Genomic DNA, 23,628 nt, shown 5'->3' with positions numbered 1-23,628 from the left:
CCCACCCCAGGCAGGAGACAGCTTGCAAACCCTGGTGGTTTTGTGTTACAATGGGGGCACTCTTTTGGAGGGTGCCCCGCAAGGGGTTTGAGCGTTCGATTGCTGCAACAGTCGGGCGCTTTCTTTTTTTGTTCATCTGCGGTCCATCCTTTCCATTGCTTTCCAAATTTCTTTGGAGGTGTACAGGGCCAGTTCCACATTGCCTGTCCTGTCCTCGCTACGGGTCTTCAGCAGACGGGCCAGTAAGTAAATCAACAGTTTTTCCATAATTGGTTCTCCTATCTTGTTGCGCAGTCTTTAAAATAGATGCAAAAATCTTCGGGTGGCAGCTGCAGCAATGTCAATACCTGCAATGCTTCACTTACTTGCCAGGGCGTCCGCCCATTCATCCGGTTCGATAACCATGAGCCGCTTTCTCCCATTTGGGCAGCAAAATCTCGGTCACGATAACCAGCATCTTGGATGGCCCGCCGAAGTTGCTTAAATCGTTGGTTTGGGTTTGCCATTCAGTTCTCCTTTCTGCCCGCCGTTGTGCGGGCTTTGCTTGTTTGTACCTTTCCGGCTGTGCTACAATGAGCGGGAAAGGGGGTGAAAAATTTGGTTTCGATCTCGAAAGATGCTGACAAATTACTTTGTGTTCTTTATAAAGAATTTCTGAACAGGCGCAAAAATGGTTTTACAAAAATGGCTGCCCGTCGCTTTAAAGCAGGGACAATTCCCACCTTAGAGCCAATCACTGACTGGCAAGCATCAGATATCACTGATGCTATGCTGGAACTGGCCAAAGCCGATCTTCTTCGTATCTTGTTGGGTGGCGATTGTGATTTGAATGATCAGGCTATCATCTACATGGAAAACCGGTTCAAGGACGGATTAAAAGAGGTGCTCTCTTTTCTCGCAAACTTCATTCCTTAGCCCTCATTAGTTCATAACTACGATATTGAACATCAACCTCATCCACATTCAAGTGCAGCAACACATGGATGCTTTTGGTGGGGTTGATATTCTTTATATCCACCTGACTGATACCCTCAAGTCTCTGGCCGTCCAGCCATATCCCTGCCGGTGTAATTTTGAGCTTCACGGCTTACCTCCTTTAATGATGATTTCCATGATGGTTTCCTTTCTGTTCGCTTTTCCTGCAACTTGCATAAACGCAAGTTATGGCGCAAAAAAAATTGATTCAATCTCCTGCGCTGTCAAATTCAACTTCTTTCGGAAAAGCTGAATTTCGTTTCGTGTAAAATCACTTTCTCCATTCAGCTTTCTATAAAGAGTAGTCACATTGCAGCCAATAATTCTTGCGGCCATTTCTGTTGTCATATTAAACTCTGCAAGTTTTGCCTTAAACAAATTGCGCTTAAACATTCGTCTCACCTCCTGTTAACTGAATTATACAACTTGCGTTTATGCAAGTCAATACATTTACGCAAGTTTTTTGCCTGTTTTTTAGTTTTTTACTTGCAAAAACGAAATATTCTGCATATAATACATGATAAAGGGAGGAGATGCTGTTGGGAAATTATCTCTCAGATCGAAGAAAAGAACTCGGTCTTACACAAAAAGAAATCGCCGATATGGTAGGCGTTTCCGAGGGTACGGTTAGCCGCTGGGAAAGCGGTTCTATTGCCAATATGCGCCGTGACCGAATCAATTTATACGCAAAAGCCCTGAAGGTTCGCCCCACTTTTATCATGACCGGGGAAACAGAAGATGATATGGATACGGACGAAGGGCAAATCCCCCATGGATTCAGTCCCCTACCAGAAACGGACAGGGTTCCTCGAATTGGTCGAATTGCCTGCGGAACTCCCATTACCGCAGAGGAAAACATCGAAGATTACGATAGCATCCCATCTAGTTGGCGTGCTAATTTCACCCTAATTTGTGTTGGCGATAGTATGCTGCCGAGTGTACAGGATGGAGACTTGGTGGCAATTCGCAAGCAACCGACTGTCGAGAATGGCGAAATAGCCGCTGTATTGATTGACGACGAAGCTACACTAAAGCGAGTGTATCAATATCCTGGAAAACTCATTTTACAACCTGAAAATCCGTCCTTTGAGCCTATTGTTCTTGTAGGGGATGAAATTAACCGGGCAAGCATCGAAGGTAAGGCTGTTGGGTTTTGCCGAAGATTATAGTGCCTTCCATCTATATTGTGCATTTCACAATAATTTGGTAGAATTTAAAATAATATGCTAATTTAGTGTATTATCTTAAATTTAGGAGGATAATCATGGCAAATTACACAACCGCAACCAGCGATAAAAGCAAAAAGCAAGTTGAAAAATTATTTTATCTAAGTTTGTTTGGAGTCTTTGGTCTGCATTATTTCTATGTAGGTCGATTGAAGCAAGGATTTATCCACCTTCTTCTTTCCTTTGTGCTGGTTGTAGCAACCTTTGCACTATGGGGTTCTTCTGTTCATACTGATACCGGCGCCGCTATCACACTTTCCGAAAAGCTATCCTCTACCCTTACCCTTTGGATTGTGTTTGTTTTAGCAGGTATCCCCACATTCATCCGAATCAAAGCTGGGGCATTTAAAGACAATGTAGGCAATCCCGTACGCCAGTAAACCTGAATCTTATGTGTAAATAAAAAATCCCCCACCGGCGGCAACCGATGGGGGATAAAAAGAAACTGTTCACTCCGATGAGCCAATACAGCCTATATATTTATGAGTTACATCTTCATTAAAATTATACAAACGGAGTGATCTATTATATGGCATTACAGATGGAAGACAAAGAACTCGAACAACATATCATCGAAGCAATTCAAGAATTATCCGACTTACTTGATAAGTGGAGAAAATCTACTTCTGGGAAAGATATTAAGAAGGCTCAACTTTTGTCGTATTGGTTAAAAAGCTATTCTCGTTTTCTTTCACGAGAATCTTCCTTCAATCCACAGTCTATACCCAAATTAACTCGTCGGCAAATTGTAAGCGTTGATTTTGGATTTCGAATTGGCTCCGAATTAGGTGGTCTTCATTACGCTGTAGTTTTAGATAAACAAAATGGATTTAAAGGTGATACAGTTACCGTAGTTCCGTTAGGTTCTAAAAAGGAAGGTTTTATTGCAAACTCAAATAAAATTTTATTGCAAGACGGTATTTATGGCCCCCTAAAAGAGAAAACCTCTTGTCAAATAGAAAATGCACGTAAAACTATACTTTCTCTTTTTGAAACTTCTGATAGTCCTTTGCCAAATGATGAACGTTTGGCAGAAATCCGTAATCTATACAAACTAGCGGAAGAGCAAATTTCCACCGCTGAAGCTAGTATGAAGAAAATGGAAACCCTCAAGCGCGGAAGTATTGCTAATGTAAGTCAAATTATTACTATCAGCAAAATGCGAATAAAAGAACCTGTCAGCCCAAAAGCTTCTCTTTACAACGTAAAGGTATCGGAACGCGATATGTTGCAAATTGAGCAAGCAATTTGTGAAAAATACATTTCTGGTTCAAAGTATAGTAATAAATCTTGATTTTTTGTATATACTATGTTATAATCCTAATGTAATTTTTCCGCTTCGGCGGCAGCGCATTAGCGCAATTAGGATTTTGAGGGGTATCTGTAGAAATACAGTTATCCCTCATTTTTTATTTATTAAAATATAAAAGCCATTCTTATTGTTACAAGAATGGCTTTTATATAAACCGTTCACTCAAATGAGCAAATACAGCCTACACACCTGTATTATACCTCATTTGGGTGGGCTTTGTAAAGTGCGCCTAAAGGAGGTATTTTTTATTATGGCAAACGAACGAACCAATACCGCAAAGTGGATTGAAAGCCGCAAGCGGTGGCAGATCAATGTCCAAAAGGACGGCGTCCGCAAAACATTCACCAGTGCCAAGCCCGGCCGAACCGGCCAGCGTGAAGCCAACAAAAAAGCGGATGAATGGTTAGAACACTCTGTAATAAGCACCGGCAGTAAAGTTAGTGTTTTGTATCACCAATTTTTAACTTCTAAAAAAGCTACCACATCAATGAGCAACTGGCGCCCTATGGATGGGCGCTGGCGTAATAAGATAGAGCCTGTTATTGGCACAAAGGCCATTGGCAAGCTAACCACAGGAGACTTACAAAAAGTTCTTGATACTGCCCTATCCGATGGATACGCAAAAAAGAGTCTGCAAAACTTGCGGGCCGATTTGTGCGCATTCTTAAAATGGGCCAGAAAAAATAGATACACTACTCTTACCGGTGAAGATTTAGAGGTATCCAAGTCGGCTAAGAAGAGCGAAAAAAGAATACTGCAGCCCAAAGATGTAATGATACTCTTTAATATTAGTACAACCGTTGTGCGAAATAAAAGAATAAACGAAGAGTACATCAACGCCTATCGGCTGGAAGTTCTGACCGGATTGCGGCCCGGTGAAATTAATGGGCTGCAATGGTCGGATTGGCACGGAAACCGATTGGAGCTGCGCCGGGCGATTAATGCATATGGCGAAACTACTACCGGCAAAAACGACAACGCACGGCGTGTGGTTTATCTGTCCACCCTGGCTCGTCAAGTGCTCGAAACACAATATGAATGGACAGGCCCAAAGAGCTCTGTATTTTGCATCAGCAATCTTCAGCATTATCATAGCCGTTGGAAACGGTATTGCAAAGTCAACGGTCTACCCGATATTGCACCCTATGAAATCCGACACACCTTTGTGAGCATCAGCGATTCCCTTCCTGAGGCACAGATGAAAAAACTTGTGGGACACAGCCAAAGTATGGATACCTATGGCGTGTACGGTCACCATGTTGAGGGCGAAGGCGAAGAAATCAGCCGAAACCTGGATAACATCTTCTCTAAGATATTAAAAAACGGCTAACAAAAACTAAAGTGTGTACCTTTCTGTGTACCTGCAACGAAAAACCCCCGGCAGAACTGTATTCTACCGGGGGTTTTATGGCGGAAAGAGAGGGATTCGAACCCTCGGTGGGTTTATGGCCCACACACGATTTCCAGTCGTGCGCCTTAGACCAGCTCAGCCATCTTTCCATATATAAAACAGAGGAAACTCTGTTTTTGCTGTTGGAGGTGCTGACCAGACTCGAACTGGTGAATGAAGGTTTTGCAGACCTTTGCCTTACCAACTTGGCTACAGCACCGAATAATGGAGCGGCTTACGAGGATCGAACTCGCTACCTCCACCTTGGCAAGGTGGCGCTCTACCAGATGAGCTAAAGCCGCATGTTTACCGCTCAGTTATAATACCATGTCCCTATAAAAAATGCAAGCCTTTTTTTGAATTTTTTCAAAAATTTTTTTTACACCTTCTGTTCTGCCTCCATTGCGGGCCTTGCAGCAGCCTGGCCGCCCCTTCTTTTGCAGCTAAAACCACCGTTTTAAAATTTCCGACCGGTCCATCTTGAAGCTCTTTTATAAGGTGCACCCGGCCCATCCCCGCCGTATGGGCAATTTGCATCGGCAAGCCTTATGGCTCAGGGTGTACAATCCCCCTTCCCGCTTTTGCCCATGGATTGGTTTTCTGCAACCACTGCCAAACTGCCTGCCACCGCAAAACCGTGCCAGACTTAGCAAAGCAAGAAGCACAGACAGCTTGCCGGCTCCAGAGCCACAGCCCAGACACAAAAAGAAACCAACCGCACAGGGCGATTGGTTTCCTGGTTGGGTTGGCGGGATTCGAACCCACGCATGCGGGAGTCAAAGTCCCGTGCCTTACCGCTTGGCGACAACCCAGTATAGAAAAAAGCGAACTCGTGACGAATTCGCTTTTTCAAAAAGTGGGGTGGCTAGAGGGATTCGAACCCTCGGCCTCCAGAGCCACAATCTGGCGCGCTAACCAACTGCGCCATAGCCACCACATATGGTGCGCCCGGAGGGACTCGAACCCCCGGCCCACTGCTTAGAAGGCAGTTGCTCTATCCACCTGAGCTACGGGCGCTTAGTCGTTGTTCCCTGGGACACGCTGCTCAATTATAATACTACGCCCGGGACGAAATGTCAACACCTTTTTTTGAATTTTTTTGATTTTTTTATAATTTATTTTGCCTGATCGATTTTCATCAAAAATCATCGTTTCCACCAGAAAGTATGTCATTTTTTTGGCATATCACTGGTATCTCTTTCTGCCTATATATGGTATAATTATAGGCCAGTAGAACAGATGCCGTTTAGGCGACATCAGGAAAGGATGAGAAAGTAATGGCAAATATCTGGCACGACATGAACCCCTCTCGCATCAATGTGGACGACTTTGTCGCCGTGATTGAAATTGAAAAAGGTTCCAAGAAAAAATACGAGCTGGACAAAGAAACCGGCATGATCATTCTGGACCGTATCCTGTACACTTCCACCCACTATCCTGCAAACTATGGCCTAATCCCCCGCACCCTGTCCGACGACGGTGACCCTCTGGATGTTTTGGTGCTGTCCAGTGAGGTAATCCAGCCCATGAGCCTGGTGCGCTGCTACCCCATTGGCGTGTTCACCATGATGGACGGCGGCAAGCTGGACGAAAAAATCATCGCCATCCCCTTTAGTGACCCTACCTACAATACTTACCGGGACATCGACGAGCTGCCCAGCCATCTGTTCAGTGAGATGCGCCACTTCTTCCAGGTATACAAAAACCTGGAAGGCAAAGAAACCGTGGTAAACGAAGAACAAGGCCGTGAAGCCGCCATGGAAATTATCCAGAAGTGCCGGGATAATTATGTAGAAAAATACTGCAAATAAGCCCGCCTGTACCTATCAGCACATTCTGCATTTTATTGAAGGTGCAGCGTATCACTGTAAGCGCTGTGCAAACCGCCATTCCCAAACGGGAGTGGCATTTTTCTTTTTCAGCGGAACACCGGGCCACTGGCGCAAATTACCCCTTGCGGCCCCTTTGCCTTGGTTTCAAGCAAAAGCTTGCATAAAAAGATTCCGCCATTTTGCCCCATAGGAATCAAAAGCCCCACCCGTTCAAAAAACGGGTGGGGCTTTGAGCAAGGTTGTGCGCTCGGATTTAAATACAGCTTACTGTGTATTGCGTCGTTTGCGCCATACCTCCAAACCAACAAGTCCAGCTGCTGCACCAATAGCAACAGTCATCAGTGCAGCAATGGAGACGGCACTGTCGCCGGTAGCGGGACTGAGTTTATTTGCAACGGGTACAGGCGTTGCGGTTACCTGAGGGGCAGGCGTTGCCGTTGCGCCCGGCGCAGGTGTGGCGGTTGCTTGCTGCTCCGCCTTGGTCCAGGCGATGGCATAGGGCGAGAAGCTGTGGGCCACAAAATACAAGCCCTTTTCATTCTCTGTAACTTTAATTACTTCCACCTGGCCAGCACCATTTCCCTCATCCATCATGTGGAGCACCACAAAATCATGGGTATCCTTTCCGGTTCCCGTGGGATAAGGCAGCTCCACAGGAACACCACTGGCGGGAACATCCCCAGTCCATTCCAAATCAAAGAACTGGATGCTCTGAGCAGTTACGCCCTTCAGCACCTCCTGGGCCTTGTTAGTCATCGTCTCTTTGACTTGCTCAACGGTTTTGAATCCCTTGTTTTGCAGGCTCTGAGATACCTGATTCAAGGCACCAACAATCAGATAGGCCGAAGGCGTGGTTGCTTCCGGGGCAGGCGTTGCCGTTGCGCTGGGTGCAGGTGTGGCGGTTGCCTCCGGGCCAGGCGTTGCCGTTGCGCCGGGTGCAGGTGTGGCAGTTGCCTCCGGGGCGGGCGTTGCCGTTGCGCTGGGCACAGGTGTAGCAACTGCATCCATCTGCCGATTCTTCTGGTCGCACATAGCCAGATACAGGGTTTTGGTGGTCTGCTGAATTTTTTCCAATCCCTTGGCAACTTCCTCCTCATTGGCGTATACATGGCTTGCACTCAGCTCACGGTTCGCATCCGCCAGGGCCTGCTGCAAGGTCTGCCACTGAGCCTCTTCGTAGCATTCAGCTTTGAGCGTCTCCACATGGTTTGCCAGCGACTGCAGTCCATTGGCCAGAACCAGGTATTCATCAGTCAGCTGGTAAAAACCAAACCCTTCACCCTTGTTTTCCGATGCGCCGAATTTGTTGTTATGATTCAAATAATAAACCACTCCGTCAACCTGTGCGCTCAACAGCACATTTCCGGTTTCGGTGACGGCCGCCTGGAATACAGTGGGTGTGTTCTTTACAGGCAGGTGATTGTTTCCAGCTCCATCCAGGCTCAGGTAATACCCGGCCTGATCGCAGCTTTCCAGCGTATAGCCGCCCTCCACTTTTGCTACCTTCCACTGCTGGCGAGTGGCAGCAAAACCAGAGTTCAGTTTCAGTTCGTTGCCCCGATTGGCGGTTCCCTGCTGCCAGCCTCCACTGGTCAGCTGGTCGGTTTTGCTGGTACCATTGGCATGGTACAGGATGCGGCCACTATTTTCTGCATAGATAGCGTAAACGCCTTCTTCCAGAACATTCTTTTCCTTTTCCAGATAAGCCTGAATGGTTTTGCCTTCATTCCTACCGTAATCTTCCGGCATAAATACCTCATCATCACTGGATACATACACCGATACCAGTAGCCGAGTGGTTTGAGTCTTACCCTGCAGCTGATAGCTTACATCGCAGGCAATCGTTTGCGTACCGGGTTTTACTGCCTTTACGGCCACGGTCTTTTGGTCATTCTGCGGCTGCAGGGTTGCAAATTCAGCATCGGAACTCCACTGGATGGAATTCACATCAATGTTTTCCAGCGAGACACTCAAAACACCAGTCCAGCCTTGCTTTACAGTCAGAACCGTATCACTCAGCTGAAGAACTGGAGCTTTTTCAATCATTTGCTCACTGTAATGCCACCCGGTGCCCAAAATATCTTCCACTGTGAATTGCTCGTAGAAGATATATCCATAGTCCGGAGCCCATTCCTGCTGCTGGGTCTCATACAAAAGCCCCAGCGCATTGCCGCCAATCTGGGTTAGGCAGGAGTACATATAGCTGTTGGGATAGCGAACTTCATCACTGTTCAGCCAGGTGACCTGCCCGGTGGATTCATCCATCGAACCAATGCGGACAACACCGCTTTTTCGGCCACCGTCACGGGGGTAGGAGGCCGCAATCAGATTGCCGTATGCAGTGCCATTCTCATTCCAGACAAAACCATCCAGATTAATAAAAGAAACCATGCAGTTGGATGTGTATTTCAAGGCTTCGTCTTGGGTATAAGGGCCCCAGGTAACACCGCCATCCTGGCTGTCGGTGTAGCTGATGCAGCCAACAGTGTTGCGGGAATACATACGCAAATCGCCATTGGGCAGATTCACAATCTGAGATTCACTGGACTTTCCGGTGCCATTCAGGTTATCGGCATGATTGCCCCGGTGCCAGGTAACGCCGCCATCGTCGCTGTAAATCACACTGGCCAGTTCCTTGCCGGTAGCATTATCGTACACAGGGAACAAGATGCGCTCGCTGCCATCCGCATTGGTTGTGGTTACACCAACACCAGGGCACACACCGGTAAAAGCCTCGTTTTCCGACAGCTTAATATCCAGCAGCTTGGGCTCACCCCAAACCAATGTATCCCCCTGAACCTCACCGGTGCGCAGCATAATGTAGAATACAGGATATACCTTCCAATCCGACTGACGATAGAACAGGTTTTTCTGTACCCAAGTCTCCGCCTCACCCTCAGCTGCCTGCTGTACGCAGACTTCTTGGATCACATTCTGGCTCACGCCATCCCAGCTGTACACATTCAGCTCAGCATCCACCCATGTACCGGTCTGCTCGTCTGCTTCGGTAACAATGGGATACAACTTCAAAAGTGTGTCTCCAACGGTTACTTCCTTGGGCTCTGCATTCATATCCAGGCGCCACTGGTAAACACTCTTATCGGTGGGGGCGTCACCATCGGCATTACCATGAAAAATGATTAAGCGGCCCTTCTCATCAAAACCGCTGCTTTCCCAGCCCATACGGTTGCCCCACATCAAGCCTACATAAGAAGGACAAGCATCCACAACCATATAAATTTTGCCATCCTTGCCCTGTACAACAGCGGGGTCAATGAAGGAAGCACTGGACTGGCCCGTGGTTTTATCGGACATATCATCAAAGTAGTTTACCACCTGATAATCCCAGGTCTTGCCGCCATCCTTGGATACAGAAGCAACGGTGTCCAGGTTTTGGGGCGAGTCCGCAGTAGTCCTCCACCGAATGTCGGACACTGCCAGCTGCCAGCCATTGTTTAAGGTAAACAGCGAAGGAATACGAAAGTACTGGCTGGGGCCAGTTTCATCTTTAATAAACGGCTGATCCTGGGTCGTTCCCGTCAAATTCTTTGCAGTAATCTGCAAAGTGCCCACATCATCAGGGTTGACTTCATCGCCGCCATTCTCGCTGGCTTCATCCGCTAAACGCAAATCGCCGCTGTTATTGCTCCCAGTCTCCTGCTGATTGCTTTCCAGAACATGTTCCTCCGTTTGCTGAGAGTCATGGTTATCCACAAGCTCTTGCTCTTGCCCTTTCTCATCCTCTGCGGGTGCTTGAGCCAAAACCGAAGGGTCTGCTGCCTCTTCATCAACCACAGGCTGCAATTCTTCATCGGAAAGCTGTGCTTCCTCATTAAATTCAGCCGCACCAATTTCAGCCGCTGCATCATCGGTTTGGGGCTCAGCCTGTACCTGACCGGAAGCAGAGGGTTCTGCACTTTCAGCAAATGCGGGTGCAGCTGTGCCGAGCATCATGGTTATGGCCATCAAAACCGCCAAGATTCGCTTAAACTGTAACTGCATTGTTTGAAACAACCTTTCCATAGTACTTGGGTTTGCAAACCGGGAACCGGAAACTGTTTTTCCCGCAAGCAAACTCGGTGAATTATACGAACTTAAATGCCTGGAACAAATTTTTCATTTTATAAGCATCACTCCTAAAAATAATCAACAAAATTTTAATTAAAATTATACATAAAACCATATTGTTTTTAATATTTTAAAAATCGATTTAGGCTTTGGTGAACATTTTGTGCACGATATTGCAATTGGTGTTTTTCTTTTGCATACATTTCCTCATGCTTTTTTGTGCAGTTGTTATACCTGCGCACAATCTTTTGCATTTTTCATCTGCATCAGCTCAACCTGGCCTGCACAACCTCTGTACCTTATTTCCAAAACAAGCCATATTAGCGATTGTATCGCTTAAACATTCAACGGCAGCATTCCTGCCAATTTCGCCAGCTTAATCATGGGCAACAAAAAAACCCCCGGATGGGCCAAACCGACCACATCCGAAGGCTTTTTGCACGCAGCTGCCAGCTTTTGTTGCTGGGCAGCCTCTATTTTTTTAAGACTGAGCAGCCTGGCTCTTTGCTCTCTTATCGAATCACCAGGCCCAACAGGGCAGCCAGCTGGGCGGCTTGCTCCCAGCTCACTATGGCACCCTTCAGCTCCTGGGCTGTATCGCTCAAAACAGGCCGTTCCATCTGGCTGCTGGTAAAATCCACCCCCTTGAGCGGGGTTTTAAAAAAGTTTGTTTCCACCAGGGTGCAGTTCTCCCATTCCAGCTGGCTGTGTCGGCATTCCTGGAACCAGGCTCCTGTCAAATTGCAGCGGCACATCCGGGCAAATTTGAACACGCTGTCCGAAAAATTCACCCGTTCCAAACGGCAATCCTCCATGAGCAAACCATGAAAGCCGCTGTTGCTCAGGTCTGCTCCCAGTGCCTTTACATCCTGCCAGTGTACCCGGCAAAAGCTGCTTTCGCCAGCCTGTACACCGGATACATCGCACTGGCGCAGCACCACATCCTGCCAACGGCTTTCCCTTAAATCGCAGCCTGTCAGACGACAGCCCTGCAGCACACAGCCCTCCAGCTCCAGCTCCCGCAAATCCTCGCCTGCAAGATTTGCCCCCACAATGCTCCAACCTTTCAGAGCCTCACCGCTGTGGCGGGCCATCCAAATCAATTCTTCCGGCCGCTCCGCCTGCTCCAACCGGGCTGGCAGGCAGGGCAGCTGCAAACCGTTTTTATGTGCAGTGCTCAAGGTTGTGTTCTCCTTTTTATTTTGTAAAATCCATTCTATTTTAGTACAATTTTAGCACAAACTCTTATCCAGCAACCAAGCTTGCACCCTTGCCCTTTCGCACCAAGCAAAGCTATTGCGCCAACGGTTCCGTCTATGCTGCCACGGAGGGGATATTCTAAACGAAAAAACACCCTGCAAACCATTGTTTTGCAGGGTGTTTGCTTGGTGCGGATGAAGGGACTTGAACCCCCACGGTATCGCTACCACTAGAACCTGAATCTAGCGCGTCTGCCAATTCCGCCACATCCGCACGGATATGTATGCAGTCATTGATTGATTGCATTGGAGCAGGTGATGGGAGTCGAACCCACGTCCTCAGCTTGGAAGGCTGATGTACTAGCCGTTGTACGACACCTGCGCATCCGTTTTGTGACTGCGAGAGTTATTATATCACCCATTTTTAAAAATTGCAATAGGTTTTTTAAAAATTATTTTTATTTTTTGTCCTCAGTCCACCCCTCCCTTCAATCCCCCCTTTCCCCCGCCGGCAGCGGGGCCTGCTTTTCGCTGCAAAACGCCATTTTATTTGCCGGTGTTTGCGTGTATAATAGGAACCAAGCATTTTTGTTGTTTGTCTGCCCGGTTCCCCATGGCTTTCGCCGGTTCTCCAGGCAAATCATTTTGTGTGTTTTGGAGGTACCCCCATGCGCTACATCGTTGCCGACATTCATGGTTGTTACAATGAATTCATGGAGCTGCTCCATGCCATTGGTTTTTCCAGCCAGGACGAGCTGTTTGTTTTGGGGGACTGTATGGACCGTGGGCCCCACCCCATTGCGGTGATACAGCAGCTTATCTCCATGCCCAATGCCCGCTATGTTTTGGGCAATCACGACGCTATGATGCTTTCCGTGCTGCGCTGCCTTACTGCGGAAATTACCGCCGAAAGCATTGACACACTAAAAAATCAGGAGCAGGTATCCCAGATTTATTCTTTATGGATGAACAACGGCGGCGAGGTAACTCTGGGGCAATTTGCTGCCCTGCCCCAGCAGCAGCAGGAGGAAATTCTGTGCTACCTGAAGCAAGCCTCCACTTTTGAAGCCGTCCAGCATAACGACGCCCTTTATATTATGGTGCACGGTGGCATCGACCAGTTTGACCCCACCAAGGAACTGGAAGAATATGACCCGCAGGACTTTTTGTGGTGCCGTGCCAACTACCGCTGCCGCTACTACGCCAGCGACCGCATTCACCTGGTAACCGGCCACACACCCACCCCCCTGATCCGAAAGGATAAACAACCCCTCATCTTTCAGGAAAACGGCCACCTGGCACTGGATTGCGGCTGTGTGTTTGGCGGTCAGCTGGCAGCCTACTGCCTGGAAACCGGCCAGACCGTCTATGTAAACTCCCAGCAGGAGGGTGTTCTCAATCCCTGACCCGTTGCCCAAAACCGTTGTTCGCTGTTTTGGGCTTTTGTTTTTTTGGTGCAGCCGTACCACAGCCGTTATCGTTGCGCCCAGGGTTATTTTGTGGCATAATAAATTGTATTACCAGGCAGCACCGCAGCATTCTCTGGCAAAGGCAAAGCGTGCCGGAATTTTTTGCAAGATAGCCCAAAAGTGCAGCCGCACCCTTGCTGGATTGGCAAGCATTTTGGGCACTACCACAGAAAATTTGGGCGCGGTGTGCCACCCGGAGCCCTTTGGGTACATTGCGGGGCACTGCCGCTACACTTAACGAAAGGAGACTACCATGGAATTTTGGGAGTACCTGCCTTTTTGGAGCAAACTCACCCCAGACCAACAGGCCCTGCTTCAGCGCAGTGTGAGTTTTTATTCCGTCCCCAAGGGAGAGGTGGTGCACAATGGCTCGCAGGATTGCATTGGCCCGCTGATTGTTGTAACCGGGCAGCTGCGGGTGTATTCCTACTCGGACGATGGCCGGGAAATCACCCTGTATCGGCTTTTTGAACGGGATGTGTGCATTCTTTCGGCTTACTGTATGCTCAACAGCCTGCAATTTGATATTTCCATCCAGGCCGAAAAAAATACCACCCTCTACCGCATTCCCGCACCTGTTTACAAGCAGCTGATGCAGGAGTGTGCTGCGGTGGCCAACTACACCACCGAGCTGATTGCCAGCTCTTTTTCTGATGTAATGTGGCTGCTGGATCAGATTTTGTACAAACACCTGGACAGCCGCCTGGCGGCTTTTTTGGTGAACGAATGCCAGCTGAACGACAGCCTGCGCCTAAAAATCACCCACGAAGCAATTGCCCGCCATCTGGGCAGCGCGCGGGAAGTTGTTACCCGTATGCTGAAATATTTCCAAACCGATCAGATGGTGGAGGTATCCCGTGGATGCGTTACCATTACAGACCTGGAAAAGCTCACCCAGATTGCGCAGGATAGCTTGCGCTAAAGCCAAACAACACCACTTCGGTGTACTTATAGTGACTTGGTCACGGATATTTTTTCTGCATAGGGATATACTAAACACAACAAATCAATGGCAGCTCCGCACCCTTAATGCCAACTGGCCCAGGCGGTGTATGCTGAATTTTTTGTGAGTTTGTTCAAAAGCATCCCTTTAAAAATTTGTATGCTTTTGGTTTATCTTGCAAAAATCCATCGCTATTTCCTTGATTGGAAAGGATGCAGAATTGCCCCAACGAATAAGCAAAGGAGCGTTTTGGTTATGAGCGTTATGACCATCACCAGCGAAAATTTTCAGCAGGAAGTACTCAACAGCAATGTGCCCGTTCTGGTTGATTTCTGGGCAGAGTGGTGCGGCCCCTGCCGCATGATGGCTCCTATCGTGGACCAGATTGCCGAGGAGAAGGCCGGCAGCATTAAGGTGGGCAAAATCGACATCGACCAGTGCCCCGAGCTGGCTGCCCAGTTTGGCGTTATGAGCATTCCCACCCTGATTGTTTTTAAGAACGGTCAGGTTGCCTGCAAGAATGTGGGCCTGGTGCCCAAAGCCAATGTGGAGCAGATGCTGGGCTAATCGCCAGACATCTGCAAAGCCGCAATTCATTTACTAGCTATCTTCCTTACTTTTTTTAATATATCTTCCTCCAAGTATCAACAGCAAAGCCGCCGGGCCACAAGGGCTCCGGCGGCTTTGCTGTTTTTTTAGGCTGCGGCCTGCAAGGGTTATCGCTTGGGCTGTTTGGAAGTTTTTGCGGCTTCCGTTTTAGGGCCAGCGGCTTCCATCATGGCGCCAGCGTATTTCTGACGGGAAACTTCCCGCTTGCTCAGCCGGTTGCGGGTGGCGGTGCGCAGAAGGCTGTACAGCACCGAGCAGGCAGGAATCATCACCAGCATACCCACCACACCCATGGTACTGCCGCCCACGGTAACGGCCACCAGCACCCAAATGGCAGGCAGGCCCACCGAATTGCCCACCACACGGGGGTAAATCAGGTTGCCTTCAATCTGCTGAATTACCAGGAACAAAATCACAAACACAACTGCCTTCATGGGGTCATCAATCAAAATCAAAAACGCCCCCACAAAGCAGCCAATAAAAGCACCAAATACAGGAATCAGTGCAGTAACGGCCACCAGCACACTGACCAGCAGCACATAGGGCATATCAAACAGGGTCATGCCCACAAAAAACAGCAGGCCCAAAATGCAGGCCTCCACACACTGACCGGACAAAAACCGGGAAAAAATGCGGTCGCTGAGCTGTGCAATTTCCAAAATGCGGTCAGCTGCCTGTTCCGGCAGCCAGCCGTAGAGCAGCATCCGAATCTGGCGGGCCAGGCTCTCCTTCTCAAACAGCAGGTACACTGCAAAGATAAAGCCAATAAAAAAGTTTACAAAGCCCGAAATCAGGCCGGTGGCAGCGCTTACCGTGTTGCCCACCAGCACCAGACCGCTGGTTTGCAGCCAATCCACCGCAGCCTTTACCAAGCCGTTCCAGTCAATGCTGGCAGGGTCTTGCAGCCATTCCTTCAAGGCGGGGTAATCTGTCATCATCCGCACCATAAACTGCTGGGCTTCCTTCCAGAAGTGGGGCAGCTGGGCAAAGATGCGCAGGGTGGTTTCTTGCAGCTGCGGTACCACCAGCAGGCTCACAATCATAAGCACGCTCACCACGGCTGCCAGGGTGATTACCAGCGATATGGGCCGTTTGATGCCCTTCACCTGCCGTGGCAGATGTGCCTCGATGGCACGCATGGGTACATTAAAGATAAAGGCCATGGCCCCGCCCAAAGCAAAGGGCAGTATCATGGTTCCAAGGCCACCCATAATGCGGCCCAATCGGTCCATATTTTGCAGACCCCAATACAAAAGAATGCACAGCACCGCTGCACCAAACACAGTGCGGATGTTTTTTTTGTTGTCCATAACCTTGCTCCTAGTGTTCTGTCTTGTTATTCCCCGGCTGCCCGTGCAGCCGCTTATGTTTATCATAGCGATTTTGCCGCCGGGCCGCAAGGGCTTGCAGGGCCATCACCGGTTTAAAATCTCCTCAATGGCATCCAGCTTGCTCTGGGCAGCCAGCCAGCGTTCCCGGTATTCGTCCTCCAGGCATTCCGGCTGGCCGCCATAACCGTTTTTGCCCTGCTGGCGTATGATGGGCAGATAGTCCACATAGCTGTAATCCAAATCCACATTGGTGCCAATGCCAGGCACCTGACCCACCGAGGAATACTGCCACATTCCATACTCACCGGGATGGCCCAGGTATCCCCGGTAATCTGCCACCCAAAGGGGATAGTCCGCCAGCTGCTGATAATCCAGATACTGGCCCAGATAATTGGTATAGCTGTAATAACCTGGGAACCAGCCCTTCTGATCCAAAATATCCATGGCAAAACGCACCAGCTGGGTGGCTCGTTCCCGCCCCAGCTGGGCCAGCTCCTGGCTTTCCGCATCCACATACACCGGGTATTCCAGCCGGTGCCCCTCCAGGGCAGGCAGCAGCACATTCAGCTCGCCAATCACTTCTTCCTCGCTGGAAGCATAGGTGTAGTAGTACGCCCCCACCCGCAGGCCAGCTGCCTGGGCCTGTTTTACATTATCGTTGAAATAAGGGTCTAGATAAGGCCCATTGGCACTGCTAGACCCAAGCCTTACAATGGCAAACCGCTTGCCTGCCTGGTATACGGCAGGCCACTGGATTACTCCGTTGTAGCGGGATACATCCACACCTTCCTCAAGTACGGTCATGCCCTCACCTCCTTTTTCCCCCATGGTATGCACCCCAAGGGTAAAAGGTTCAGCTGCCGCACTTTACACAATCATGCCGCCATTCACACCCAGCACCTGCCCGGTTATGTAGTCCGCATCCTCGGCAGCCAAAAACAAAATCGAACGGGCCACCTGTTCGGGTGTGCCCAGCCGTCCCACCGGTATCTCCTGGGCCAGCTCCTCCTTATCCTGGGCAGAAAAACCAGCCATCATGCGGGTATCCACCACGCCGGGTGCCACGCAGTTCACTGTAATGCCGCTGGGGCCTTCTTCCTTGGCCAGCGCACGGGTAAAGCCAATCAGCCCTGCCTTCGCCGCCGAATAGGCAACCTCACAGCTGGCCCCCACCTGCCCCCACATGGAACTCACGGTTATAATGCGGCCCCATTTCGCCCGCAGCATTCCCGGCAGTGCCAGCTGGCAGCAGTGGAATGCACCGGTCAGATGCACATCCAGCATACGGCTCCACTGCTGGGGGGTTACATCGGTAAACAGCTCCTGCCGGGCAATGCCTGCGTTGCACACCAGGATTTCCACCGGGCCAAGGGTCTGTTCCACCTGCCGGAACATCGCCTCCACCTGGGCACGGTCCGCCACATCTGCCTGCACCGGCAGAATACGCCCCGGCTGCTCCTGCGCCAGCTGTTCCACCGCCTGCTGGCTGGTGTAGTAGTTGGCTGCCACCCTGTACCCTGCTTGGGCAAAGGCACGGGCGGTGGCAGCGCCAATGCCCTGGCTTGCGCCGGTAATCAAAACCACTCGTTCCTTCATGGGCGTTTTTTCTCCTCTCGCTTTTTGCGCAGCATTGCAAAAAAATCCTGAAGCAGCGCAGCGGCTTCCTGCTCCTTCAGTCCGCTTTCAATCACCGGATGGTGATTGAAGGGGTAACTGAATAAATCCAGCATGGAGCCGCAGCACCCTGCCTTGGTATCCTTTGCGCCATACACTACCCGCTTGATGCGGCTGTTAATAATGGCGCCGCTGCACATGGGGCAGGGCTCCAGCGTTACAAACAGCTCGCACTGCCACAACCGCCAGCCTCCCAGCACCTGGCAGGCCTGGTCAATGGCCAGCAGCTCTGCATGGTGAACGGCATTCTTTTTGGTCTCTCTGGTATTGTGGGCCATGGCAATGGGTTCGCCGTTCAGGGCCACCACCGCCCCCACCGGCACCTCGCCCAAAGCGGCTGCCTGCCGGGCCTGCTCCAAAGCAAGGTCCATCAATTGTTCGTCGGTCACAGTTGTTTGCTCCTTTAGTTTATCAATCCATTTACAGCGCCAGCAGCACACGCAGCAGCAGCACGGCCACACAGGCCAGCCAGCCCCCGCAGTGCAGCAGTGCCTTCGCGCCCTCTCCATAGGTCTGCACCGAATAGGACCTGCGCCCTTCCAGCAGCCAGCGGGCCAAATATCCCACCAGCACCACGCTGGGTACCCCAATCCGCAGGGCATTCAGCAGCAGGATGCCTTGGGCGTACTGGGTTTGGTACAGGGCCACAAAGGCGGTAAGGTTGTTGTAAAAATGAAACAGCACACCCCACCAGATGCCCCCGGTCACAGCCCGGCACAGGCCCAGAGCAAGCCCCCCTGCAAAGGCCACCAGGCAGCCTGCCACGGTGCCGTGCAGCAGTGCAAATACCACCGCCTGCCCCATTATGCTGAACCAAAACCCATAGGGAGCCAGATAGCCTTGCAGCAGTCCCCGAAACAGCAGCTCCTCGCCCATAGCGGGCAGCAGGGTAAGCATCAAAGCCGTAGCCAGCAAGAGGGCTGGCTGCTGGGGCAGCAGTTCTAACCCTCCCTCCTGATGGGTGAGGCGGGCTGTGAAATCCCCCAAACTGCTGCCGGTAACAATCAGCAGCCAGAACACCAAAAACAGTTCCAGGCCGCAATCAGCGCCAGACAGGCCCAGCCCCAGGGAGCGCACACCCTTCAGCGGGTGCACCAGCCATAAAACAAGCACCGCCAGCGCCATGGCTGCCAGGCTGATTCCTCCCTGCACCAAAAGATATTCCGGCCGGTTGTACCACAGGGGATAAACCCCGTTCACTGCGCAAACCAGCAGTCTGCCCAGCACTAAGTAAAGAATGGCTCCCAGCCCACAGAACGCTGCCGCCAGCTGTACCGGTGGATGGATGCCTGATTTTGCTCTATTGTTCACCTTGTTTGATTGCTCCTGTACCAAATTCCTCCGGTGGATTTTCTGATTCACCAGCGCAAAAATGCCCCCATTCAAAGCCGGGCCTTGGCAACCGGCCGCAAGGCCGACCGTTCCAGGCTTTGTAGGGGGCTGAACTTCATCAGGTTTCCTCGTCTGCCGGCCAATACTCCACATCCACAGAGCTGGCTTTGTCTATTCGTTTTTGCTGGGTCTCTGCCTGGGTATAGCTGGCCTTGTCCACCATCCGCTCCAGCTCGTCTGCTGCATGGGTGGCCGCCTTTTTCAGGCCGTGCAGCATCACCGAGGCATAAACTGCACCGCCCAGGTTGAGCACGCCCTCCACCACAAACACAATGCCAATGGCCATTACCAGCAGTTCCACCGTGCCAAAAGGATTGCACAGCATCATCACGCCTAGGCCTGCGCTGAGCAGCGCCAACACCAAAAACAGCCACCAGCGCTGGTAACCCGCCTTGCGCAGCGAAACGGCAGATTCAATGCGCATGACGCCATCAAAAATTACAAACAGGCCTACCAGAATAGGCAGAACGGACACTACCGTCTGGGGCCGCACCAACAAAAACACACCCATGGCGGAAGCTGCGGCACCAAACACCCAGTTCCAATAGCGGAACAGCGTGCTGGTTTGCTCCCGCAGGGCAGCCCAAAGGGTAAACAGGCCCTTTGCCAAAATCACAGCGCCGAACAGGCCGCACACCACCTTGATGGACAGGCTGGGCCACACCAGCAGCGCAACGCCCGCTGCCACAAACAGCAGCGAAGATGTTAAATAGCTTGTTTTAAAGGTACGCATTTTGCTTCCTCCTTATCCTTCAGGGGCATGGGCCCCTGGATACAGCGTTGTTTCTGCTTATTATAACACAATCCCACGGGAATGTTGCTTATTCAGGCAAATATTTTACAAGCTGCATCCTCTGCCGCAGGCTGTTCACCCCCACAGGTAATGTGCTACAATAAAAAATGCAATGATTTTTACAAAGGATGTGACCCTTTATGCAGAGCAAAGCCCCTCTTTTGGAGGCTTTACAAACTCTGGGCAGCAGTGCTGCGCTGCCCATGCATATGCCCGGCCACAAGCGAAACACCCAGCTGGCAAACTATCTGGCCCAGCTGGGTGCCGGGCTGGACATCACCGAGATAGATGGATTCGATAACCTGCACCAGGCGGAAGGCATTCTGCTGCGCTCCATGGAGCAGGCAGCGGCTCTTTGGGGGGCCAGGCGGTCCTTTTACCTCATCAATGGCAGTACTGGCGGCCTGCTGGCTGCTCTGCGGGCCATGACCAGCCCCGGCCAGGAAATTCTGCTCACACGGGGCTGCCATAAATCCATCTACCATGGCCTGGAACTGCTGGATCTGGTGCCCCGGTATCTGGCCCCGCCTTTGGATGCCGCCACCGGGATCATGGGTTCCATCACCCCCCAGCAGCTGGAACAAGCCCTGAAGCAGTGGCCCCGGGTGGGGCTGCTGGTGCTCACCTGCCCCACCTACGAAGGGGTTTTGTGCAACCTGCCGGAACTCTGCCGGATTGCCCACCGGCACAACATCCCGGTGCTGGTGGACGAAGCCCACGGCCCCCACTTAGGCCTGGCAGAAGGCTGGCCCCAGGGTGCCGTAGCCGCCGGGGCGGATGTGGTGGTGCAAAGCCTGCACAAAACCCTGCCCAGCCTGACCCAAACCGCCATTCTCCACTGCTGCACCCACCGGGTGGATGTGCAGCGCATGGGGCGGGAGCTGGCGATTTTTCAAACCAGCAGCCCTTCCTACCTGCTTATGGCCAGCATGGATGGCTGCACCCAGCTGCTAACCCAGCAGGGGCCGGAACTTCTGGGCCGGTGGCGGCAGGCTTTGGCCCAATTTGACCAGGCTATTCTGCCCTTAAAGCACCTGAAAGTACTTTGTCACGGGGCCGACCGGCTGGCCCAGCATCCCGCCCTGTTTGACCACGACCCCAGCAAGCTGGTGCTCTGCTGCCGGGGCACTAGCATCACCGGCCCCCAGCTGATGGAACAGCTTCGCAGCCGCTGGGGCATCGAGCTGGAAATGGCTCTGGGAGACTACGCCATCGCCATGACCGGCCTGGGCGACACCTGGCAGACCCTGGAGCCGCTGGCCCAGGCACTGCTGGAACTGGACAAAACCCTCCAGTCCGGCCAGCCTGCCCCGGTGGAGGGCAGTCTGCCTTTGCCTCCCATGGTCTGTTCCATCCGGCAGGCCCTCAGCCCGCCCGGCCAGCCCCTCGGTCTGGAACAGGCGGTGGGCTGGGTCAGCACCGAATTTGTGTGGGCCTATCCGCCGGGTATTCCTCTGATTGTACCCGGCGAGCAGGTGGACAGCCCCTTTGTCGCCACCTGCAAACGGCTGCTGCAGCAGGGCGTTGCCCTGCACAGCACCAGCGGCGGGCTGCCGGGCCATCTCCTGGTTTGCTCCCCTTCTCATTGCCTTAAAAAGGAGGAACCGTTGTTTTGAAAGATACCATCCGTACCGGGTGCAGCAGTCTGCTGGCCCGCTATCCCTTCTGGCCTGCTGCTGCCCTGGTAAGCGGGCTGTATACCTGGCTCTGCCTGCTGGCCTGTATGACCGCCCTCTCCCCTGTGGGAGTACTGGTGCTTTGGGTCTTTCTCTTTGGCACCAGCCTGTTTGGCTGGGAGCGTCGCCCCCAAACCGGGGAAGCTGTGGCTGCACTGGCCCTTTGCGGCAGCATCTGGTTTTGCCTGCTGGGGCAGCTGGCCGCCACCGGCACCTTCCCCTTTGGAGCTGCCTTCTTCGGTGGGTGGGCTCTGCTGGTGGCATTGGGGCTGCCCAGCGCTCTGGGTCTGCTGCGGCTGGCCGTTCGGGCCAGACTGCCCTACTCCTCCACTCCTGCTCCTCGGCTGCTGCCCCTGTGGGCCTGCTACACCGGGGTGCTGCTGCTGTTCTGGCTGCCGGTGTACCTGTGCTGGGGTCCGGTTCGCTTGGACCCGGATTCGGTGGGCCTTTTGACCCAAGCCTTTGAGGGCGGCCTGAACGATGCCCACCCCATTGCCTACACGCTTTTGCTCAAACTGGTGCTCTGGCCCTTTTACCGGCTGGGCCAGATGGAGCTGGGCGTCTACCTGTTTGGTGCCCTCCAGATGACCCTCGTGGCCGCTATGCTGGCTTACAGCCTGGTATGGATGCGCCGCCGGGGAGCCGGGCCGCTGCTCACTGCTCTGGGCCTTGCCCTGTTCTGCTCCACCACTCTGTATGCTTTCCATAGCCTGGTTTTGTGGAAGGACCCTCTGTTTAACGGTGCCCTGCTGCTGTACAGCCTGTTTTTGTACGACGCTGCCCGCTCCAAAGGTGCCCTGCTGTGCACCCCAAAGGGGGCAGCCCAGCTGGTGGGCCTCACCCTGGCAGTCTGCTTTTTGCGGGGCAACGGCTGGCTCATCTGTGTAGCTTGCAGCCTGGCTCTGCTGGGCTTTCGGGCAGGGCGCAAACGGGTCATCACCCTGGCGGTGCCCTTGCTGCTGGCCATTAAGCTGCTGACTGGGCCGGTGTATGCCGCTCTGGGGCTTTCCAGCTCCCTTACCGCCGAAGCCTGGGCCATTCCCTTGCAGCAGGTGGGCTATGTGGCCGCCCATTCCCCAGAGGATTTCTCCCCCCAGCAGGCCGAGGCCCTGGGCCGGGTAATTCCGCTGGAGGCCATGGGCCAGGCCTACACCAAATCCACCGTGGACACCATCAAGCGAGACCCCGCCTTCAACCTCCAGTACTTTGGAACAAGCCAGGGTAAATTGGACTTATTGGGTGTGTGGCTGGAGCTTATGCCCACCCATCTGGGGGACTACGCCATTGCCTGGCTGAACGAAACTACCCTCTACACCAACCCCCGGTTTGCCGGGGGCAGCTATGCCTACACCAACGAGTCGGAGAATGGGGCTTTTGGTATCTGCTCCAAGGATATTGTGCAGTACCTAACCGGTTCGGACTTTTTGCGTCAGGAACTGGCAGCACGGGCCACCTTTATCCCCCCTGCTCTGCTGGCGTTTGGGCTGGCCGCCCTGGGCGCAGCCCTTGCATTGCGGCGGCAGGGCCACCTGGTACTGGCCTTTTTGCCCATGTATCTGGTATGGCTGGGAATGCTGGTAGGTTCCCCCTCCGCAGGGCAGCTGCGGTATATGCTGGTATTCGCCTTTTCCATTCCCTCTGCGCTGTGGATGGCCTTCGCAAAGCCTATTGACGAAAACCGCACCTTTATTGTATAATAACAGTAAGTTTCTAGTGGTTTGCCTCTGGCTTACCCCTTG

General features: G+C 52.0%; 23 protein-coding genes and 8 tRNA genes. 11 read left to right on the top strand and 20 right to left on the bottom strand.

The features are described 5' to 3' along the window. Window positions 1–132: 132 nt before the first annotated feature. Both ACH2EM_RS08295 and ACH2EM_RS08290 read right to left on the bottom strand, forming a co-directional pair. Window positions 133–267, bottom strand: coding sequence for a hypothetical protein (locus ACH2EM_RS08295; protein WP_395151766.1), 135 nt, complete (start codon window positions 265–267; stop codon window positions 133–135). An 11-nt stretch (window positions 268–278) separates the two neighbouring features. Next, window positions 279–506, bottom strand: coding sequence for a DUF739 family protein (locus ACH2EM_RS08290; RefSeq protein WP_395151764.1), 228 nt, complete (start codon window positions 504–506; stop codon window positions 279–281). Window positions 507–588: 82 nt separating this feature from the next. Between ACH2EM_RS08290 and ACH2EM_RS08285 the strand changes: the two genes are divergently transcribed. Beyond that, window positions 589–915 (top strand): hypothetical protein, encoded by a 327-nt coding sequence (locus ACH2EM_RS08285; protein WP_395151762.1) that lies wholly within the window; start codon window positions 589–591, stop codon window positions 913–915. Here the strand turns inward: ACH2EM_RS08285 and ACH2EM_RS08280 are convergent. Both ACH2EM_RS08280 and ACH2EM_RS08275 read right to left on the bottom strand, forming a co-directional pair. Further along, window positions 905–1,084: a hypothetical protein gene (locus ACH2EM_RS08280; RefSeq protein ID WP_395151760.1), complete on the bottom strand. Its 180-nt coding sequence runs from the start codon at window positions 1,082–1,084 to the stop codon at window positions 905–907. The genes ACH2EM_RS08285 and ACH2EM_RS08280 overlap by 11 nt on opposite strands. Before the next feature lie 77 nt (window positions 1,085–1,161). Beyond that, on the bottom strand, window positions 1,162–1,368 hold the full coding sequence (locus ACH2EM_RS08275; RefSeq protein WP_395151758.1) for a hypothetical protein: 207 nt from the start codon (window positions 1,366–1,368) through the stop codon (window positions 1,162–1,164). 146 nt (window positions 1,369–1,514) lie between these two features. Here ACH2EM_RS08275 and ACH2EM_RS08270 point away from each other — a divergent pair, with 146 nt between their 5' ends. The 4 genes from ACH2EM_RS08270 to ACH2EM_RS08255 all read left to right on the top strand — a co-directional run bounded on the left by ACH2EM_RS08270 (window position 1,515) and on the right by ACH2EM_RS08255 (window position 4,843). Next, window positions 1,515–2,144, top strand: a complete 630-nt coding sequence (locus ACH2EM_RS08270) for a LexA family protein (RefSeq protein ID WP_395151756.1) — start codon at window positions 1,515–1,517, stop codon at window positions 2,142–2,144. A gap of 95 nt (window positions 2,145–2,239) precedes the next feature. Further along, on the top strand, window positions 2,240–2,581 hold the full coding sequence (locus ACH2EM_RS08265) for an NINE protein (protein ID WP_395151754.1): 342 nt from the start codon (window positions 2,240–2,242) through the stop codon (window positions 2,579–2,581). A gap of 149 nt (window positions 2,582–2,730) precedes the next feature. Then, window positions 2,731–3,495: a type II toxin-antitoxin system PemK/MazF family toxin gene (locus ACH2EM_RS08260; protein WP_395151752.1), complete on the top strand. Its 765-nt coding sequence runs from the start codon at window positions 2,731–2,733 to the stop codon at window positions 3,493–3,495. Between the two features lie 268 nt (window positions 3,496–3,763). Continuing rightward, window positions 3,764–4,843: a tyrosine-type recombinase/integrase gene (locus tag ACH2EM_RS08255; protein ID WP_395151750.1), complete on the top strand. Its 1,080-nt coding sequence runs from the start codon at window positions 3,764–3,766 to the stop codon at window positions 4,841–4,843. A 78-nt stretch (window positions 4,844–4,921) separates the two neighbouring features. Here the strand turns inward: ACH2EM_RS08255 and ACH2EM_RS08250 are convergent. From ACH2EM_RS08250 to ACH2EM_RS08225, 6 genes are all read right to left on the bottom strand, one after another. Beyond that, window positions 4,922–5,013: transfer RNA gene (locus ACH2EM_RS08250), tRNA-Ser, on the bottom strand. 34 nt (window positions 5,014–5,047) lie between these two features. Next, window positions 5,048–5,123 (bottom strand) — tRNA-Cys (locus tag ACH2EM_RS08245). Window positions 5,124–5,129: 6 nt separating this feature from the next. Next, window positions 5,130–5,205 (bottom strand) — tRNA-Gly (locus ACH2EM_RS08240). A 435-nt stretch (window positions 5,206–5,640) separates the two neighbouring features. Continuing rightward, window positions 5,641–5,715, bottom strand: a tRNA-Gln gene (locus tag ACH2EM_RS08235). Between the two features lie 45 nt (window positions 5,716–5,760). Then, window positions 5,761–5,837: transfer RNA gene (locus ACH2EM_RS08230), tRNA-His, on the bottom strand. A 6-nt stretch (window positions 5,838–5,843) separates the two neighbouring features. After that, window positions 5,844–5,920: transfer RNA gene (locus ACH2EM_RS08225), tRNA-Arg, on the bottom strand. A 260-nt stretch (window positions 5,921–6,180) separates the two neighbouring features. Here ACH2EM_RS08225 and ACH2EM_RS08220 point away from each other — a divergent pair. Continuing rightward, on the top strand, window positions 6,181–6,714 hold the full coding sequence (locus tag ACH2EM_RS08220; RefSeq protein WP_395151748.1) for an inorganic diphosphatase: 534 nt from the start codon (window positions 6,181–6,183) through the stop codon (window positions 6,712–6,714). 285 nt (window positions 6,715–6,999) lie between these two features. Here the strand turns inward: ACH2EM_RS08220 and ACH2EM_RS08215 are convergent, their stop codons facing one another. The 4 genes from ACH2EM_RS08215 to ACH2EM_RS08200 all read right to left on the bottom strand — a co-directional run bounded on the left by ACH2EM_RS08215 (window position 7,000) and on the right by ACH2EM_RS08200 (window position 12,384). Next, window positions 7,000–10,737, bottom strand: coding sequence for an exo-alpha-sialidase (locus ACH2EM_RS08215; protein ID WP_395151746.1), 3,738 nt, complete (start codon window positions 10,735–10,737; stop codon window positions 7,000–7,002). A 578-nt stretch (window positions 10,738–11,315) separates the two neighbouring features. Continuing rightward, the gene (locus tag ACH2EM_RS08210; RefSeq protein WP_395151744.1) at window positions 11,316–11,984 is read right to left on the bottom strand and encodes a pentapeptide repeat-containing protein; all 669 of its coding nucleotides are present in this window, start codon (window positions 11,982–11,984) and stop codon (window positions 11,316–11,318) included. Between the two features lie 205 nt (window positions 11,985–12,189). Beyond that, window positions 12,190–12,276 (bottom strand) — tRNA-Leu (locus tag ACH2EM_RS08205). 33 nt (window positions 12,277–12,309) lie between these two features. Further along, window positions 12,310–12,384, bottom strand: a tRNA-Gly gene (locus ACH2EM_RS08200). Between the two features lie 286 nt (window positions 12,385–12,670). Here ACH2EM_RS08200 and ACH2EM_RS08195 point away from each other — a divergent pair. The 3 genes from ACH2EM_RS08195 (at window position 12,671) to trxA (ending at window position 14,981) form a co-directional block, all read left to right on the top strand. Further along, entirely contained in the window at window positions 12,671–13,408 is a 738-nt protein-coding gene (locus ACH2EM_RS08195; RefSeq protein ID WP_395151742.1) for a metallophosphoesterase, read from the top strand. Window positions 13,409–13,724: 316 nt separating this feature from the next. After that, window positions 13,725–14,393 carry a Crp/Fnr family transcriptional regulator gene (locus ACH2EM_RS08190; protein WP_395151740.1) on the top strand — a complete coding sequence of 223 codons (669 nt, stop codon included), beginning with the start codon at window positions 13,725–13,727 and terminating at the stop codon, window positions 14,391–14,393. A 276-nt stretch (window positions 14,394–14,669) separates the two neighbouring features. Next, a complete protein-coding gene (gene trxA, locus ACH2EM_RS08185; protein WP_395151738.1) occupies window positions 14,670–14,981 on the top strand; it encodes a thioredoxin in 312 nt (103 codons plus the stop codon). A 149-nt stretch (window positions 14,982–15,130) separates the two neighbouring features. On the opposite strand, the gene ACH2EM_RS08180 is transcribed toward trxA, so the two are convergent. The 6 genes from ACH2EM_RS08180 to ACH2EM_RS08155 all read right to left on the bottom strand — a co-directional run bounded on the left by ACH2EM_RS08180 (window position 15,131) and on the right by ACH2EM_RS08155 (window position 20,153). Continuing rightward, window positions 15,131–16,333, bottom strand: a complete 1,203-nt coding sequence (locus ACH2EM_RS08180) for an AI-2E family transporter (protein ID WP_395151736.1) — start codon at window positions 16,331–16,333, stop codon at window positions 15,131–15,133. Between the two features lie 105 nt (window positions 16,334–16,438). Next, entirely contained in the window at window positions 16,439–17,158 is a 720-nt protein-coding gene (locus tag ACH2EM_RS08175; RefSeq protein WP_395151734.1) for a GH25 family lysozyme, read from the bottom strand. A gap of 63 nt (window positions 17,159–17,221) precedes the next feature. Beyond that, window positions 17,222–17,950, bottom strand: a complete 729-nt coding sequence (ymfI, locus tag ACH2EM_RS08170) for an elongation factor P 5-aminopentanone reductase (RefSeq protein WP_395151732.1) — start codon at window positions 17,948–17,950, stop codon at window positions 17,222–17,224. Continuing rightward, window positions 17,947–18,417 (bottom strand): nucleoside deaminase, encoded by a 471-nt coding sequence (locus ACH2EM_RS08165; RefSeq protein WP_395151730.1) that lies wholly within the window; start codon window positions 18,415–18,417, stop codon window positions 17,947–17,949. Before ACH2EM_RS08165 ends, ymfI begins: the two co-directional genes overlap by 4 nt. Before the next feature lie 31 nt (window positions 18,418–18,448). Continuing rightward, the gene (locus ACH2EM_RS08160) at window positions 18,449–19,339 is read right to left on the bottom strand and encodes a CPBP family intramembrane glutamic endopeptidase (RefSeq protein WP_395151728.1); all 891 of its coding nucleotides are present in this window, start codon (window positions 19,337–19,339) and stop codon (window positions 18,449–18,451) included. Between the two features lie 139 nt (window positions 19,340–19,478). Further along, window positions 19,479–20,153 carry an HdeD family acid-resistance protein gene (locus ACH2EM_RS08155; RefSeq protein WP_395151726.1) on the bottom strand — a complete coding sequence of 225 codons (675 nt, stop codon included), beginning with the start codon at window positions 20,151–20,153 and terminating at the stop codon, window positions 19,479–19,481. A gap of 200 nt (window positions 20,154–20,353) precedes the next feature. Here ACH2EM_RS08155 and ACH2EM_RS08150 point away from each other — a divergent pair, with 200 nt between their 5' ends. Both ACH2EM_RS08150 and ACH2EM_RS08145 read left to right on the top strand, forming a co-directional pair. Then, the gene (locus ACH2EM_RS08150; protein ID WP_395151724.1) at window positions 20,354–21,829 is read left to right on the top strand and encodes an aminotransferase class I/II-fold pyridoxal phosphate-dependent enzyme; all 1,476 of its coding nucleotides are present in this window, start codon (window positions 20,354–20,356) and stop codon (window positions 21,827–21,829) included. After that, on the top strand, window positions 21,826–23,586 hold the full coding sequence (locus ACH2EM_RS08145; protein ID WP_395151722.1) for a DUF6020 family protein: 1,761 nt from the start codon (window positions 21,826–21,828) through the stop codon (window positions 23,584–23,586). Before ACH2EM_RS08150 ends, ACH2EM_RS08145 begins: the two co-directional genes overlap by 4 nt. The last annotated feature ends 42 nt before the right edge of the window (window positions 23,587–23,628 follow it).

The organism is uncultured Allofournierella sp., assembly GCA_944382705.1.
Classification (GTDB): domain Bacteria; phylum Bacillota; class Clostridia; order Oscillospirales; family Ruminococcaceae; genus Allofournierella.
The sequence above is the reverse complement of the archived record's forward strand: the minus strand, read 5'-3'. Positions and strand labels throughout refer to the sequence as shown.